This is a genomic window from Actinomadura kijaniata, from assembly GCF_014138665.1.
Lineage (GTDB): Bacteria > Actinomycetota > Actinomycetes > Streptosporangiales > Streptosporangiaceae > Spirillospora > Spirillospora kijaniata.
In genome coordinates this window covers 782,750-796,771 of the sequence record NZ_JACJIA010000001.1, presented here as the reverse complement: position 1 = coordinate 796,771, position 14,022 = coordinate 782,750, and the positions used below count along the sequence as shown (strand labels likewise).

Sequence of the window (14,022 nt, the reverse complement as noted above, 5' to 3'; positions counted from 1 at the left end):
CGTGACGGTTCGTGCGGCCGGGCACCCCGAGGGGCGCTCCGAGTCCACCCCTCCCGTCCCCCGCGTGGGGCGGCCGGTGCTGTTCGGCATCATCGGCCTGATGACGCTGGGCACCCTGCTGTTCTGGGTGCCGCTGCGGAACGTGGACATGGACGCGATGTCCGGACACGGCCTGATCAGCGTCCTGCCGGTGGCGACGCTGCTCGGCGCGGCGGCGCTGGTGCTGGCGTTCATGTGGACGCTGGCGCTGCCCCGGCCCCGCGTGCTGCTGCTCAGCCTCCAGATCCTGATCCTGCTGTGCTCGCTGCACGGCGTCACGCTCGCGCTGGAGCCGATCGCGCGGTTCCCGACGTCCTGGCAGACGGCCGGGCTGATCGAGTACGTGATGCGCAACGGCGACGTGTCCTGGACGCTGGACGCCCGGTTCTCCACGCCGGGGTTCTTCGCGTTCATGGCGTTCCTCGCCAAGGCCGTCGGCCAGAACGACCTGGAACCGCTGCTGCGCTGGGCCCCGCCGGTCATCAACCTGCTGTACCTGGTCCCCTACGTGCTGATCCTGCGGGTGCTGCGGGCGACCTGGCGGGCCAAGTGGCTGGCGGCGTTCCTGTTCCTGGCGGCCAACTGGGTGGGGCAGGACTACCTGTCGCCGCAGGCGTTCGCGTACCTGCTGTACCTGTTCTTCGTGGCGATCCTGGTCAACTGGTTCCGCCACCACGACGAGCGGCTGCAACGCCCCGGTCGGCGCCGTTCCAGGGAGACCCGCGAGCGCGCCGGCGGCTTCTGGCGGGTCTACAACTGGCTGTTCTCGGTCAAGGACCCCGGTGAGCTGCCCGCGCCGCGCGTGGCGGTGCGCCAGCAGTCGATCCTGCTGTTCCTGCTGTTCGGCCTGATCCTGGTCGGCACGGCGGCGCACCAGCTCACGCCGTTCCTGATGACGGCCTCGTGCGCGGGCCTGGTGGTGGCGCGGCGGTGCAGCCTGCGCGGGCTGCCGTTCATCGCGGGCATCGTCTACGCGGGCTGGATCAGCTTCATGACGGTGGGCTACTGGGTCTCCCGCAAGGGCGAGCTGTTCGGCAACCTGGGCGACCTGCTGGGCAACCTCACCGAGAGCACCGGCGGGCGGATCAGCAACAGCAGCCCGCAGATCGCCGACATCCAGCAGCTCCGCATCCTGATCACCCTGGTGATCGTGACGCTGGCGGTCGCGGGGCTGCTGCGCCGCCGCGCCCGGGGCATCGACGACCGGGTGGCGCTGGTGCTGATGCTGGTGCCGTTCAGCTCCTTCGGCCTCCAGAACTACGGCGGCGAGATCGCGCTGCGGATCTACTTCTTCATGCTGCCCGCCGCGTGCCTGCTGGTGGCGTACCTGTTCTTCCCGGCCCCGTTCGACGCGCCCGCCGTCCGCGACCCCAAGATCCGCATCCGCTTCGGCAGGCTCCGCACCGGCCCCTGGCGGCACGTGCCGGCGGTGGCGGCGGCGTCGCTGTTCACCCTGGCCCTGACCGGCGGCTTCCTGACCGTCCGCTACGGGAACGAGAAGTTCGAGCAGGTCCGCAAGAGCGACATCAGGGCGTTCGAGACGATGCTGGACGTCCACCGGGGCCCGATCGGCGTCGTGTGGCTGACCGGCGAGGACGCCACCGCGACCGGCGGCAACCCCAACACCATGCCGTGGGGCTTCCGGGACTGGGAACGCTTCCAGTACACGCCGGTGCTCGCCAACCGCGCCAACCCCGGCGACGTCACCCCGATCGTGACGGCGATGCAGCAGCAGGCGGCGGGCGGCGCGGGCGCGTTCTTCATCACCACCCGCGGCAACGAGGACGCCCAGGTCCTCAACACCAGCCTGGCCCGCGACTACGCCACGAGGATGCGCGCGGCCCTGGACGCCGCGGCGAGCCAACCCGCCCCGAAGATCAAGAAGGTCTTCGGCGACCGCGACGCCGCCGTGTACGGCCTGGTCCAGCAGCCCGCCCCCGCCCCCGTCCCCGGCCCCACCGGCCTCGGCCTGCGCTCCTCCCCCTGGACCCCGGCGGGCATGGTCTACCTGCCGGTCCTGCTGGGCGTCCTGCTGGCCCGCGAACTGCGCCGCCTGCGCCTGCCCCCCAACGACCTGCGCCGCCTGCGCCCGCTCACCGTGCTGGCCACGCCCCTGCTGCTCAGCGTCGTGGCGGTCATCGTGGAGAGGTTCATCGTCATCCAATGAAACTCCTGCTGGCCCTGCTGCTGCTCGTCGTCCCCGGAACGGCGTTCTGGTCCCTGCTGCGCGGCCTGGACCCGGTGGGCCGCCTGGTGGTCTCGATCGCCGCCGGCATCGTCCTGATCGCCGCGACGGCCCAGACAATGCTGATCCTGGGCACCTGGTCCCTGCACGGCGGCCTCGTCGCCCTGGGCGCGCTGAGCGCCCTGCTGGCCCTGTCGGGCCGCGTCCACCGCAGGAGGCAGCCCCCACCGGCGGCCCTCCCGCCCCGCCCCGTCCCGGCCGGGGCGAACGTGACCCGCCAGGACCTCCGCCTCCCCCGCAAGGAGGAGGAAGACGACGACTGGCTCTTCAAGGAGTGAGGAGCGCGTCAGCGCACGCCGCAGGCGTGAACGAGGGTCTGGCCGACGCCCGTGCCCTCGACGGTCCGCGCCGGCCACCGCCCCCGCCGGCTCACAGGTCGATCGCGTAATCCAGGATCACCCGATCCGCCGGGATCACGATGTCCCGGCACACCTCCATCACCCGGCTGCCGGAGATCATGCGGCGGGTGATGGCGAACACCGGGACGCCGCCGGACATGCGCAGGGTCTCGGCCTCCTCGGGGGTCGGCATGCGGGAGCTGACGGCCTCCTCGATCCGGGTGGCGGGGTGGCCGAGCCAGGCGATCTGGGCGAGGGTGCCGCCCGGCCAGGGTTCGCGGGAGGGGTCGGCGACGGGGGTGTCGCCCACCAGGTCCCACGGCAGGTAGTTGACGGAGATCTGCTGGGGCTCGCCGCGCGAGTAGAACACGAACCGACGGCGCAGCAGTTCGGTCCCGGTCGGCAGTTCGAAGAGCCCGGCCAGTTCCGGTCCGGCGCGGGTGCGGCTGAACTCCTTGTCGAGGCGGTACTCGGACCAGGGGATCCGCTGGTCGTGGGTGAAGGTGGTGGCCGGACGCACCTCGGGCCGCGCACCCGCTCCGGTTCCGGTTCCGGTGTCCGGTTGCGCGGCGGGCCGGGCGAATGTCCGGTACCGGTCCATCGCGATCCGCCGGGCGGGCGGGACGACCTTGACGACCGTTCCGCCGCCCCGCCGGGTCTCGACCAGGCCCTCGCCGCGCAGCAGCGCCACGGCCTGCCGGATCACGATCTCGGAGACGCCGTGCGCGGTGCACAGTTCGGCCATGGTCGGCAGCCGGGTGCCCGGTGGATAGACGCCGCTGCGGATCCCTTCCCGCAGGGTGTCGGCAATGCGCAGGTAGGCCGGCCGTTCCGGCACCGGCACCACCCCCTTCCGCCCGGGCCGTCACTCCCGTCTCCCGGGGGTGTCCCCCGGGAGACGGTCCGCTTACGGACAGCTTGACACCATCTTTAACCGAGTAAGACTTGTGTATACGAATAGGCCCGCTTGGCGAAAGGATGACCTTGATGGGCGACTTCGAGGATCTGAAGGCGGCCATCGAGAGCGAGTTCCCCGGTTGGCTGGTGTGGCGCAGCGACGCCGGCCGCTGGTACGCCACGCGCAGTGGCGATCTCACCGACGCCCAGTTGCAGGCGGGTTACGCGATGACGGTCGCGGCCGACGACGAGCCGGGTCTGCGTGAGCTGCTGCGCGAGCAGGCCGGGCGCGACGCCGGGAACGGCTGAACGCGCCGACGCGGACGCGCCGTGCGGCCCGGTCCGCGTACGGGGGCGGACCGGGCCCAGCGGACCGGGCGGACCCGCCCGCCGGCGCCGCGTTCCGCGCGATTCCCACCGCTTCCCCACCGATATCCAGCCGCCGGAAAACAGCCGCAAAACGCACCAACACGTCAGTGACTTGTGGCGCTGGAGTGACATAAGAGTCAAACCGGATAGGTGAGGCGGATGTCACCTCGGTGAAAGGGAAAAGTGACTCCGCACTGACCCTTTCCGGCCACGCCGCGTGAGGCCGTCCCCCGTGCTGGAAGGTTGTCGCCAAGGGAGATCACAGGTAAGGCAGTTATGACGGTTCCGCCGACCGCCCGGCCGAACCAGCCGTCACCCCCCGGCGTTCTAACCAATACACCGGTTCCACCGGCGACGATATCCGGCCGTCCCATCGGCGAAGATCACGGCCGCCCCTTCTGGAGGCCCGTCTTGGAAGTCCGTCAGCGTACCCAGCCCACACGCGTGGCGCTGTTCCGCAACCGCCAGGGCCGGCACGGCCGTCCCCGCCGGCGGCTGTTCCTCATCGCGCTGGCGGCCGCCCTGACGGGGATGCTGACCTCCGCGATCTTCATCTGGCTGGCCGGCGGGAGGCCGGACGGCACCGTGCGGTCGCTCGCCGCCCCGGCCGGCGAGGTGGCCCCGGGCGCGCCGAAGGGCTGGCCGTCGTGGGGGTTCACCCACACCCAGGAGAGCGTGGACCGCGAACGCGGCCCGCAGAGGGCCCTGGACGCCCTGTCCGGCCAGCCGATGCCGCAGGTCACCCCGATCATGGGGTGGGGCGTCGGCAACCCCCAGCCGCGGCCCGGCCAGTACGACTGGGCGTCGCTGGACCGGCGGATGGAGACCATCCGGCAGACCCGCGGCACCCCGGTCGTGACGCTGTGCTGCGGCCCCGACTGGATGAAGGGCGGCGCGGCGGGCGGCACCGACTGGTCGCGGCTGGAGGTGGCGATCCAGCCCAGGTTCTTCGACGACTACGCCCGGCTCGCCGCCGAGGTCGCCAGGCGGTACCCGGACGTCAAGCACTACACCGTCTGGAACGAGTTCAAGGGCTTCTGGAACCCGCGGGCCAACCGCTGGGACCACGAGGGCTACACCAAGCTCTACAACGAGGTCTACAAGGAACTGAAGAAGGTGGACTCCGACATCAAGGTCGGCGGCCCCTACATGGTCATGAACAGCAACGCGCCCGGTGTCGGCCCGCCGTCGGAGCTGCGCGGCTCCTGGGGCTCGATGGACCAGCGGAACCTGGACGCCCTCAAGTACTGGTACGAGCACAAGGAGGGCGCCGACTTCATCGCGGTCGACGGCCACGCGCTGCCGGTGCAGCGCGACGTGCGGCCCAACGAGTTCGAGGTGCTGACGAAGTTCTCCGACGTCACCCGCTGGCTGCGCGCGCTGGGCGACGAGGAGCTGCCGGTGTGGTGGGCCGAGTGGTACGTGGAGCCGGTCCCGTCCGACTGGACCGACGAGCGCCGCGGCGCGGTGCAGGTCGCCGCGATGATGGAGTTCATCAGGGGAGGCGCGGCCAGCGCGTTCTACTGGAGCCCGCAGACCGCCACCGGCGCCGACTGCCCGGGCTGCCTGTGGTCGGGCCCGCAGGCGGGCGGAGCCCCCACCCCGAACCTGACGAACCTGCAGAACTTCACCCGCTGGTTCCCGCCCGGAACGAAGCTGCTGAACGTGAAGGCCGCCGACCCGGCGGTGCGGGTACTGGCACAGGACAAGCAGATGGTCATGGTCAACACGACCCCGCAGGGCAAGCGGGCCCAGATCGAGGGCAGGCCGGTCGACCTGGGCCCCTACGAGGTCCGCTGGGTCGCCCGCTGACCACTTGGCCGAGGGGCCCGCGGACGGCCCGCGAGCCCTCCACAGACGCTCACAGACGTTCACAGACGAAGGAGAAGGCATGGCCCTGGGCTCCGCTCCGCCCGCCGGCATCGACGTGGTGGACATCGCGTTCTGGGACCGGCCGCCGGAGCAGCGGCTCGCCGACTTCGCGCGGCTGCGCGAGCACGGCGCGCCGGTGTACTTCGCCGAGCCCCGCGTGCCGTTCGTCCGGTCGGGCAAGGGTTTCCACGCGCTGGTGCGGCACGCCGACGTCGTGGAGGCCAGCCGCAACGCCAAGGTCTTCTCCAGCGAACCGGCCGCGACGTCGCCGGAGCCACCGCCGTGGCTGGCGAAGGTGTTCGGCACCCCGATGGTGAACATGGACGACCCCGAGCACGCGCGGCTGCGGCGGATCGTGTTCCGGGCGTTCACCCCGAAGATGCTCGCGACCATCGAGGACGAGGTCCGCGCCATCGCCGCCCGCATCGTCGACGACGTCGAGAAGCAGGGGCCGCGCGACTTCGTGTCGCAGGTCGCCGCCCCGTTCCAGCTCGCGGTGATCTGCGCGATGATGGGCATCCCCGAGCGGGTGCGGCCCTACGTGCTGTCGCGGGTCGACGCGATGACCGAGTACTCGGGGGTGCGCGGGTCCCTGGCCAGCCCGCGCACGCTGCGGCTGCTGTACGGCAACCTCAGGGCGATCGTGGACCTGCACCGCCTGGTCGCCCGGCTGGGCCGCGCCCGCCGCGCCGAGCCCCGCGACGACCTGGTGTCGGCGCTGGTCAACGCCAACCCCGACGGGGAGCGCCTGTCGATCCCGGAGCTGGGCTCGTTCTTCGACCTGCTGCTGGTGGCGGGCAACGAGACCACCCGCAACACCCTGTCGCACGGCCTGAGGCTGTTCACCGACCATCCCGAGCAGCGGGACCTGCTGATGGACGACTACGACGCCCGGATCGGCCCGGCGATCGAGGAGCTGGTCCGCTACGTGTCGCCGATCATCCAGTTCCGGCGCACGCTGAAGCGGGACCACGAGCTGAACGGGCACCCGTTCCGCGCCGGGGACAAGGTGGTGCTGTTCTACCCGGCGGCCAACCGCGACCCCGACGTGTTCGACGACCCCGACTCCCTCGACATCTCGCGCTCGCCCAACCCGCACGTGGCGTTCGGCGGCCCCGGACCGCACCTGTGCCTGGGCGCGAACCTCGCCCGCATGGAACTGAAGATCATGTTCTGGGAGCTGTTCACGCGCCTGCCGGGGCTGCGCGCCACGGGCGAGCCGGAGTACCTGCTGTCCAGCTTCGACAACGGCATCACCCGCCTGCCGTTCACCTACGACCGTTGACCCGGCCACCGACCCGACCGTTCCCGCGCTTGGAGATCCTGAGATGCGAGTGTCCGTTGTCCGTCCGCGCGACCTCGGCGAGACCGAGCTGACCGCCTGGCGCAAGATGCAGGACGACCTGCCGCGCCTGGCGAACCCGTTCATGTCGGCCGGATACGCCCGGGCGGTCGACGAGGTGATCGACGGGGCGCGGGTGGCGGTGCTGCACGACGGCCCCGATCTGGTCGGTTTCTTCCCTTATGAGCTGCACGGCCGCCGCACGGCCGCCGCGGTCGGCGGCTGGCTGTCGCTCGGGCAGGGGCTGGTCCACGTTCCGGGCCTGGAGCTGGACGCGCGGGCGCTGCTGCGCGCGTGCGGGCTGGCGGCCTGGGAGTTCGGCACGGTGCTGCCGGGGCAGCCGTGGTTCGAACCGTACGTGACCAAACGGCTGGACTCGGCGGTGATCAGCTTGGAGGGCGGGTTCGACGGCTACTGCGGGTCGCTGAAGGAGAAGGGCTCCAAGGTCGTCAAGCAGACGCGGTACAAGGAGCGGAAGCTCGGCCGGGACGCGGGCGAGGTGAGGTTCGCGTTCGACGTGCGCGACGAGGAGTCCCTGGCCCTGGTGCGGCGGTGGAAGTCGGGCCAGTACCGGGCGATGGGCCGGGCCGACCGGTTCGCGCGGCCGTGGGTGGTGGAGCTGGTCGACCGGCTGCACCGCACCCACACCGACCGCTTCGCCGGGACCCTGTCGATGCTGTACGCGGGCGACCGGCCGGTCGCGGGCCACTTCGGGCTGCGCAGCGACCACACCCTGGTGACCTGGTTCCCGGTGTACGACCCGGAGTTCTCCAAGTACTCCCCCGGCCTGATCCTGCACCTGCACATGGCCGAGCAGGCCGCCGCGATCGGCGTGCGGGAGATCGACATGGGGCCGTCGGTGGGCTGGCGGTACAAGCAGGAGCTGCGGAACCACGCGTTCCCGGTCGCCGAGGGCGTGGTGCGGACCCGGTCGGCGGCGGGCGCGGCCCACTGGGCGCGGCACGAGCCGGTCGCCCGCGCCCGCGACGCGATCCTGAACAACCCGACCCTGTACGGCATGGCCGACCGGGCGATGCGCCGGTACGGCCGGTGGCGCTCCCGCGGAGTACCGCCACGCTCATGATCTCCTGAAGATCGTCCCTTGGAACGGGAACGAGTCCGGGTCTGACATGTGAGGAACGCCGATCTCCGGGCACGGTAAAGGCGTCCAAGCCTTCCGGGACGAGGAGACCGTGAGCCCATGGCACGAGTGACCCGCGCGGAGATCGAACAGCTCGTCGGCGGTGCGCACCACGACCCGCACGCGGTGCTCGGCGCGCATCCGGGCCGTAACGGCGTGACCATCCGGGCGCTGCGCCCCATGGCGCAGCGGGTGGAGGTGGTCCTTCCCGGCGGCGACCGCAAGCGGCTCCGGCACGTCCACGAGGGCGTGTTCGCCGGGACGCTGCCGGCGGAGGCCTCGCTGTCCGGTTCCGGACAGGACGACGCGCCGCTGGCCGTTCCCGACTACCGGCTGGCGGTGACCTACGGCGACGGGGTCGAGCAGGTCCAGGACGACCCCTACCGGCACCTGCCGACGCTCGGCGAGCTCGACATGCACCTGATCGGCGAGGGCCGGCACGAGGAGCTGTGGAAGGCCCTGGGCGCGCGGGTGCGGACCTACGCGTCGGCGTTCGGGCCGGTCACCGGGACGAGCTTCGCGGTGTGGGCCCCGACGGCGCGCGGGGTGCGGGTCGTCGGCGACTTCAACCACTGGGACGGGCGCGCGCACCCGATGCGGGCGCTGGGCTCGACGGGGGTGTGGGAGCTGTTCGTGCCCGGGGTGGGCGACGGGACCTGCTACAAGTACGAGATCCTCGGCGCGGACGGGCACTGGCGGGCCAAGGCCGACCCGATGGCGCAGGCCACCGAGGTCCCCCCGGCGACGGCGTCGAAGGTGTTCACCTCCTCCTACGAGTGGGCCGACGACGAGTGGATGGAGCGCCGCAAGGCGCGGCAGTGGATCCACGAGCCGATGAGCGTCTACGAGGTGCACCTCGGGTCGTGGCGCAAGGGCCTCGGTTACCGGGAGCTGGCCGAGGAGCTGCCCGCGTACGTGAAGGACATGGGCTTCACGCACGTGGAGTTCCTGCCGGTCGCCGAGCACCCCTACGGGCCGTCGTGGGGCTACCAGGTGACCTCCTACTACGCGCCGACCTCCCGGTTCGGCTCCCCCGACGACTTCCGGCTGCTGGTGGACCGGCTGCACCAGGAGGGCATCGGCGTGATCGTCGACTGGGTCCCGGCGCACTTCCCCAAGGACGAGTGGGCGCTGGCCCGCTTCGACGGGACCGCGCTGTACGAGCACGAGGACCCCAGGCTCGGCGAGCACCCCGACTGGGGGACGCTGGTGTTCAACTTCGGCCGCGCCGAGGTCCGCAACTTCCTGGTCGCCAACGCCTGCTACTGGCTGGAGGAGTTCCACATCGACGGGCTGCGCGTGGACGCCGTCGCCTCGATGCTGTACCTGGACTACTCCCGCGAGGAGGGCCAGTGGACGCCCAACATCTACGGCGGCCGCGAGAACCTGGAGGCGATCTCGTTCCTCCAGGAGATGAACGCGACCGTCTACAAGCGCGACCCCGGCGTCATGACGATCGCCGAGGAGTCCACGGCCTGGCCCGGCGTGACCCGCCCGACGCACCTGGGCGGCCTCGGCTTCGGGTTCAAGTGGAACATGGGCTGGATGCACGACACGCTGCACTACCTGGCGCGTGAGCCGGTGTTCCGGAACTACCACCACAACGAGATCACCTTCTCGCTGGTGTACGCGTTCTCCGAGAACTACGTGCTGCCGCTGTCGCACGACGAGGTCGTCCACCTCAAGGGGTCGCTGCTGGGCAAGATGCCCGGCGACGACTGGCAGAAGTTCGCGGGGCTGCGCTGCATGCTGGCCTACATGTGGTCGCATCCGGGCAAGCAGCTGCTGTTCATGGGCGGGGAGTTCGGGCAGGGCGCCGAGTGGGCCGAGGAACGCCCGCTGGACTGGTGGCTGCTGGAGAGCGCCACCGAGGGCGCGTTCCACATCGGGGTGCAGCGCCTGGTCCGCGACCTCAACGCCGTCTACCGCGCCGAGCCCGCCCTGTGGTCGATGGACAACGAGCCCGAGGGCTTCCAGTGGATCGACGGCAACGACGCCGGCGGCAACACCCTGTCCTACGTCCGCTACGGCCGGCCGGACGGTGAGGGCGGGGAGTGCCCGACGCTGGTGGCGGTGGTGAACTTCTCCGGTTCCCCGCACGAGGACTACCGGGTCGGGCTGCCGCACGCGGGCCGCTGGCGGGAGGTCGTCAACACCGACGCGTTCGAGTACGGCGGCAGCGGCGTCGGCAACATGGGGGTCGTCGAGGCGGTCGAGGAGCCGCACCACGCGATGCCCGCCTCGGTGTGCATGCGGATCCCGCCGCTGGGCGCGGTGTGGCTGGCGCCCGAGCCGGATTAGAGTGACGGGATGCCGTCACTGCGCCTGCATGTCGTCCCCGACCGGTTCGCGGTCGAGCACCAGCCGAACTCCACGTTCCCCGAGGACGACGAGTGGGTGGCGCTGGTGCGCGCGCCCGAGGGCCTGACGGTGGTGCGCCAGGCCCCGCCGTTCGGCGCGTTCCAGCGGTGGGCCGGGTTCTACGGGGACGCGCACGGGCTGGACGTGCCGGGCATGCTCGCGTCGGTGGTGGCGCCGCTCGCCGAGGCGGGCATCTCGGTGTTCGTGACCTCGACCTACCACGCCGACCTGGTGCTGGTGCCCGAGGGTTCCCTGGAGGACGCGGTCAAGGCGCTCGGCGAGGCCGGGCACGCGGTCGCCGTCCAGGGCGCCGGCTAGGGCCTGTTTCAAAGTGGGCCTCAGCCGCGCACGCGAGCGCGTTACCTGACCTGCGGGCCCGACGCCGGAGGCGAGGGCCCGCAGGTCAGATCGCGAAGCGATGTCGCGCTCGCCAAGCCCTGGTGAGGTGCGAGCCGCCAGGCGAGCGCCGTGGGCCAGGGCTTTGAAACACGGCCTAGACCGTCACCCAGTCCGTCACCGGGTCCGTCTCCGGAGTCACCGCCGGGGCAGGCGCTCCAGGAGCCAGCGGGGGCCGATGACGGCCGCGCCCGCCGACTCGCAGCGCGCCCGCAGCTCCCGGTCGGCGGTCACGACCAGCGGGACGGTGTCGAGGTCGGTGTGGGCGGCCAGGTCGGCGATCAGGTCGTCGCCGCTGCCGGGCGCGGCCACGACCCGCACCCCGTCGCGCGGCTCGTCGGCGACCCGGCGGGCCGCCCCCTCCACCACCAGCACGGTCTCGGGATAGGCGACCTCGTAGGGGACCAGGCCGTCGGGCAGGCCGGTGAGGCCCTCGGCCAGGGCGGCCAGGTCGTCGCGGAGGCGGGCGTTGGCCCCGGCGCGGTCCTTCCACCAGCCGTGGTCGGCGCGGGCGCCCACCACGTTGGCCCCGTCCACGATCACCACCAGGCGGGCCAGCGCGCCGCGCAGCGCCGGCCAGCTTCGGGCGAACGGCGAGAACAGCTTGCGCCGGTCCACCTCCTCCACCGGCACCCACTCGGCGCGGCGCGTCTCCCGCGAGGCGGGCTCCACCACCGGGCGGTGGTCCATCTCCCCGAACACGGTCGTGAACGACCATCCGCCGTGGTCCTCGGTCCACGTCCCGTACAGCCGGACGCGCGAGGTGTCGAGCGTGGACTCCTCGGCGGTCTCCCGCAGCGCGGCGGCGACCGGGTCCTCCCGGGTGGCCATGCCGCCGCTGAACATGCCCCACGTCCCGCCGCCGCTGCCCCACCAGGCGCGCTGTTGCAGCAGCACCCGCTTGCGCCCGTCGCCCGGGTCGCGGTGGAAGACCATCAGCCCCGCCGCGCCGTGCCTGCCCCAGTGCACGTGCCCGAGGGCGCAGCGCCGCCAACCGTCGCCGTCTGCCATACCGCGACGATATCGGGTTGATGATCCCGGTACCGTGGTGTGCGGCCGGGGGACCGTGACGCGACAACGGCGAGTCGCCGTGGGAAGGGACGCGCTGATGGTGGCCGTTTCGCCGCTGGGCCCCGACGATCCGCACGAGGTCGGCCGCTGGCGGTTGACCGGCCGGCTCGGTGAGGGCGGGCAGGGCGTGGTCTACCTGGCGGAGGACCCCGCCGGACGGCGCGTGGCGGTCAAGACGCTCAAGACGGCCGACCCGGAGGCGCGGGCGCGGTTCGCGCGCGAGATGGAGGCGGCGCGGCGGGTGGCGCCGTTCTGCACCGCCGCCGTGCTGGACTGCTCCGCCGACGCGGCGCGGCCCTACGTGGTCAGCGAGTTCGTGGACGGGCCGTCGCTCCAGCGGCGGGTGGCCGAGCGGGGGCCGCTGCGGGACGGCGACCTGGAACGCCTCGCCGTCAACACCGCCAGCGCCCTGGCCGCCATCCACGGCGCGGGCATCGTCCACCGCGACCTCAAGCCCGCCAACGTGCTGCTCGGCCCGGACGGGCCGCGCGTGGTGGACTTCGGGATCGCGCGGGAGGTGGACGCCGGGACGCGGACGCGGCCGGCGGGAACGCCGTCGTACTCCGCGCCCGAGTCGCTGGCGGGCCGCCCGCCGACGCCCGCGTCCGACGTGTTCGCGTGGGCGGGGACGATGGTGTACGCGGCGACGGGACGGCCGCCGTTCGGGCGGTTCGACCGCATGTCCGATGTCATGCGCCGGATCGCCCACGAGCATCCCGACCTGGGCGGGGTGCCGCCGTTCCTGCACGGGCTGCTGGCCGAGTGCCTGGACAAGGACCCGGCGCGGCGGCCGACCGCCCGCGACCTGATGGTGCGCCTGGTGGACCCGTCGGCCGTCCCCTCGATCGGAGGCGAGCCCACCGTGCCGTCGCGGCGGCGCGCGGGGCGCGGGGCGCTGATCGCGGCCGGGGCCGGGCTGGCGGTCGTCGCGGCGACCGCCGGGATCTGGTTCGCCGTGAACGACCAGCGCGACCGCCCCGGGGAGAACGTCACCACGACCCGCACGGCGTCCCCCGACCCCACCCCCGGCGCCGGGGGCGGCACGAAGGTCCCGGCCGCGTTCGCCGGGACCTGGACCGGCACCATCGCCCAGCCGCCGGGCCTCGGCGCCCCCAACGGCACCAGCACCGACGCCACGGTCGTCCTGCGGGCCGGGGAGAGCCGCGGCGAGTCGGTCTACCGGGCGTGGGGCTGCACCGACACCCTCCAGGTCACCGCCGTGGACGGCGACACCCTCCGGATCCAGGAGACGCCGAACAACACCCACGGCACCACCGGCTTCTGCCTCGGCGGAAGCCTGACGCTGCGGCTGGTGGACGGCAGGCTCCGCTACGAGTCCGAGGGGCTCGGCGGCACCACCTCCGGCACGCTCGGCCGGTCCGGGTGACGCACGGCACAGCGGTGGGGACCGGTCTCCGAATAGAGTTCGATTGAAGATCGAACGACCGGGAGTGCCGTTGAGCGTCGAGACCCTGCCCGAACACGCCGAGATGTGGAACACGCTGTCGGGGGCCGAGCTGATCCAGGCCATCGGCGACGGCCGCTTCCCCGAGGTCTCCGACGTGGCCCGCTACATCGGCCAGCGGATCGACACCGCCGAGCCCGGCCGCGTCGTGATCTCCTGGACGCCCGGCGAGCACCTCTGCAACCCCGGCGGGACCGTGCACGGCGGCTTCATCGCCACCATCCTGGACAACGCCGTCTGCTTGGCCTCCGCCAGCACCGGCGAGCACTTCGTCCCGCAGCTCACCCTCAACCTGAACATCGACTACCTGCGCGCCGTCCTGGCCGGGGGGACCTACACCGTCACCGGGACCTGCGTCCACCCCGGCGGCACCCGCCTGTTCTCCACCGCCGTCATCACCGACGCCGACGGCCGCCCGGTCGCGCAGGCGTCCGGCAGCACGATCCCGAACCGGGCGTTCGCCCGCTGAGCGGACCGGCGCCGAGC

General features: G+C 72.3%; 12 protein-coding genes. 10 read left to right on the top strand and 2 right to left on the bottom strand.

What is annotated here, in order from left to right:
• The first annotated feature begins 1 nt into the window (after position 1).
• Together HNR61_RS03805 and HNR61_RS03800 are read left to right on the top strand one after the other, a co-directional pair.
• Positions 2–2,206: a hypothetical protein gene (locus HNR61_RS03805; protein WP_182841663.1), complete on the top strand. Its 2,205-nt coding sequence runs from the start codon at positions 2–4 to the stop codon at positions 2,204–2,206.
• Entirely contained in the window at positions 2,203–2,562 is a 360-nt protein-coding gene (locus HNR61_RS03800; RefSeq protein WP_182841662.1) for a hypothetical protein, read from the top strand. The genes HNR61_RS03805 and HNR61_RS03800 overlap by 4 nt, the downstream gene beginning before the upstream one ends.
• 91 nt (positions 2,563–2,653) lie before the next feature.
• Here HNR61_RS03800 and HNR61_RS03795 read toward each other — a convergent pair whose 3' ends face one another.
• Positions 2,654–3,460: a GntR family transcriptional regulator gene (locus HNR61_RS03795; protein WP_182841661.1), complete on the bottom strand. Its 807-nt coding sequence runs from the start codon at positions 3,458–3,460 to the stop codon at positions 2,654–2,656.
• Between the two features lie 149 nt (positions 3,461–3,609).
• Here HNR61_RS03795 and HNR61_RS03790 point away from each other — a divergent pair, with 149 nt between their 5' ends.
• The 6 genes from HNR61_RS03790 to HNR61_RS03765 all read left to right on the top strand — a co-directional run bounded on the left by HNR61_RS03790 (position 3,610) and on the right by HNR61_RS03765 (position 10,922).
• On the top strand, positions 3,610–3,828 hold the full coding sequence (locus tag HNR61_RS03790; protein ID WP_067819062.1) for a hypothetical protein: 219 nt from the start codon (positions 3,610–3,612) through the stop codon (positions 3,826–3,828).
• A gap of 504 nt (positions 3,829–4,332) precedes the next feature.
• The gene (locus HNR61_RS03785; RefSeq protein WP_182841660.1) at positions 4,333–5,700 is read left to right on the top strand and encodes a glycoside hydrolase family protein; all 1,368 of its coding nucleotides are present in this window, start codon (positions 4,333–4,335) and stop codon (positions 5,698–5,700) included.
• 79 nt (positions 5,701–5,779) lie between these two features.
• Complete coding sequence (locus tag HNR61_RS03780) at positions 5,780–7,045, top strand: cytochrome P450 (protein WP_182841659.1); 1,266 nt, start codon at positions 5,780–5,782, stop codon at positions 7,043–7,045.
• Between the two features lie 43 nt (positions 7,046–7,088).
• Positions 7,089–8,186, top strand: coding sequence for a GNAT family N-acetyltransferase (locus HNR61_RS03775; RefSeq protein WP_182841658.1), 1,098 nt, complete (start codon positions 7,089–7,091; stop codon positions 8,184–8,186).
• Between the two features lie 117 nt (positions 8,187–8,303).
• A complete protein-coding gene (gene glgB / locus HNR61_RS03770) occupies positions 8,304–10,544 on the top strand; it encodes a 1,4-alpha-glucan branching protein GlgB (RefSeq protein ID WP_182841657.1) in 2,241 nt (746 codons plus the stop codon).
• A gap of 9 nt (positions 10,545–10,553) precedes the next feature.
• Complete coding sequence (locus tag HNR61_RS03765) at positions 10,554–10,922, top strand: ACT domain-containing protein (RefSeq protein WP_182841656.1); 369 nt, start codon at positions 10,554–10,556, stop codon at positions 10,920–10,922.
• A 216-nt stretch (positions 10,923–11,138) separates the two neighbouring features.
• Here HNR61_RS03765 and HNR61_RS03760 read toward each other — a convergent pair whose 3' ends face one another.
• On the bottom strand, positions 11,139–12,011 hold the full coding sequence (locus HNR61_RS03760; protein WP_182841655.1) for an NUDIX domain-containing protein: 873 nt from the start codon (positions 12,009–12,011) through the stop codon (positions 11,139–11,141).
• A gap of 97 nt (positions 12,012–12,108) precedes the next feature.
• On the opposite strand from HNR61_RS03760, the gene HNR61_RS03755 reads away from it, so the two are divergent.
• Both HNR61_RS03755 and HNR61_RS03750 read left to right on the top strand, forming a co-directional pair.
• Positions 12,109–13,458: a serine/threonine-protein kinase gene (locus HNR61_RS03755; RefSeq protein WP_182841654.1), complete on the top strand. Its 1,350-nt coding sequence runs from the start codon at positions 12,109–12,111 to the stop codon at positions 13,456–13,458.
• A 70-nt stretch (positions 13,459–13,528) separates the two neighbouring features.
• Entirely contained in the window at positions 13,529–14,005 is a 477-nt protein-coding gene (locus HNR61_RS03750; RefSeq protein ID WP_246441933.1) for a PaaI family thioesterase, read from the top strand.
• Positions 14,006–14,022 lie beyond the last annotated feature (17 nt).

What these genes read in the sequence shown, in the direction of transcription:
- HNR61_RS03790 (WP_067819062.1), top strand. Translation starts at nt 3,610, where the DNA reads ATGGGCGACTTCGAGGATCTGAAGGCGGCCATCGAGAGCGAGTTCCCC.
- HNR61_RS03780 (WP_182841659.1), top strand. Translation starts at nt 5,780, where the DNA reads ATGGCCCTGGGCTCCGCTCCGCCCGCCGGCATCGACGTGGTGGACATC.
- HNR61_RS03765 (WP_182841656.1), top strand. Translation starts at nt 10,554, where the DNA reads ATGCCGTCACTGCGCCTGCATGTCGTCCCCGACCGGTTCGCGGTCGAG.
- glgB (WP_182841657.1), top strand. Translation starts at nt 8,304, where the DNA reads ATGGCACGAGTGACCCGCGCGGAGATCGAACAGCTCGTCGGCGGTGCG.
- HNR61_RS03755 (WP_182841654.1), top strand. Translation starts at nt 12,109, where the DNA reads ATGGTGGCCGTTTCGCCGCTGGGCCCCGACGATCCGCACGAGGTCGGC.
- HNR61_RS03800 (WP_182841662.1), top strand. Translation starts at nt 2,203, where the DNA reads ATGAAACTCCTGCTGGCCCTGCTGCTGCTCGTCGTCCCCGGAACGGCG.
- HNR61_RS03760 (WP_182841655.1), bottom strand. Translation starts at nt 12,011, where the DNA reads ATGGCAGACGGCGACGGTTGGCGGCGCTGCGCCCTCGGGCACGTGCAC.
- HNR61_RS03775 (WP_182841658.1), top strand. Translation starts at nt 7,089, where the DNA reads ATGCGAGTGTCCGTTGTCCGTCCGCGCGACCTCGGCGAGACCGAGCTG.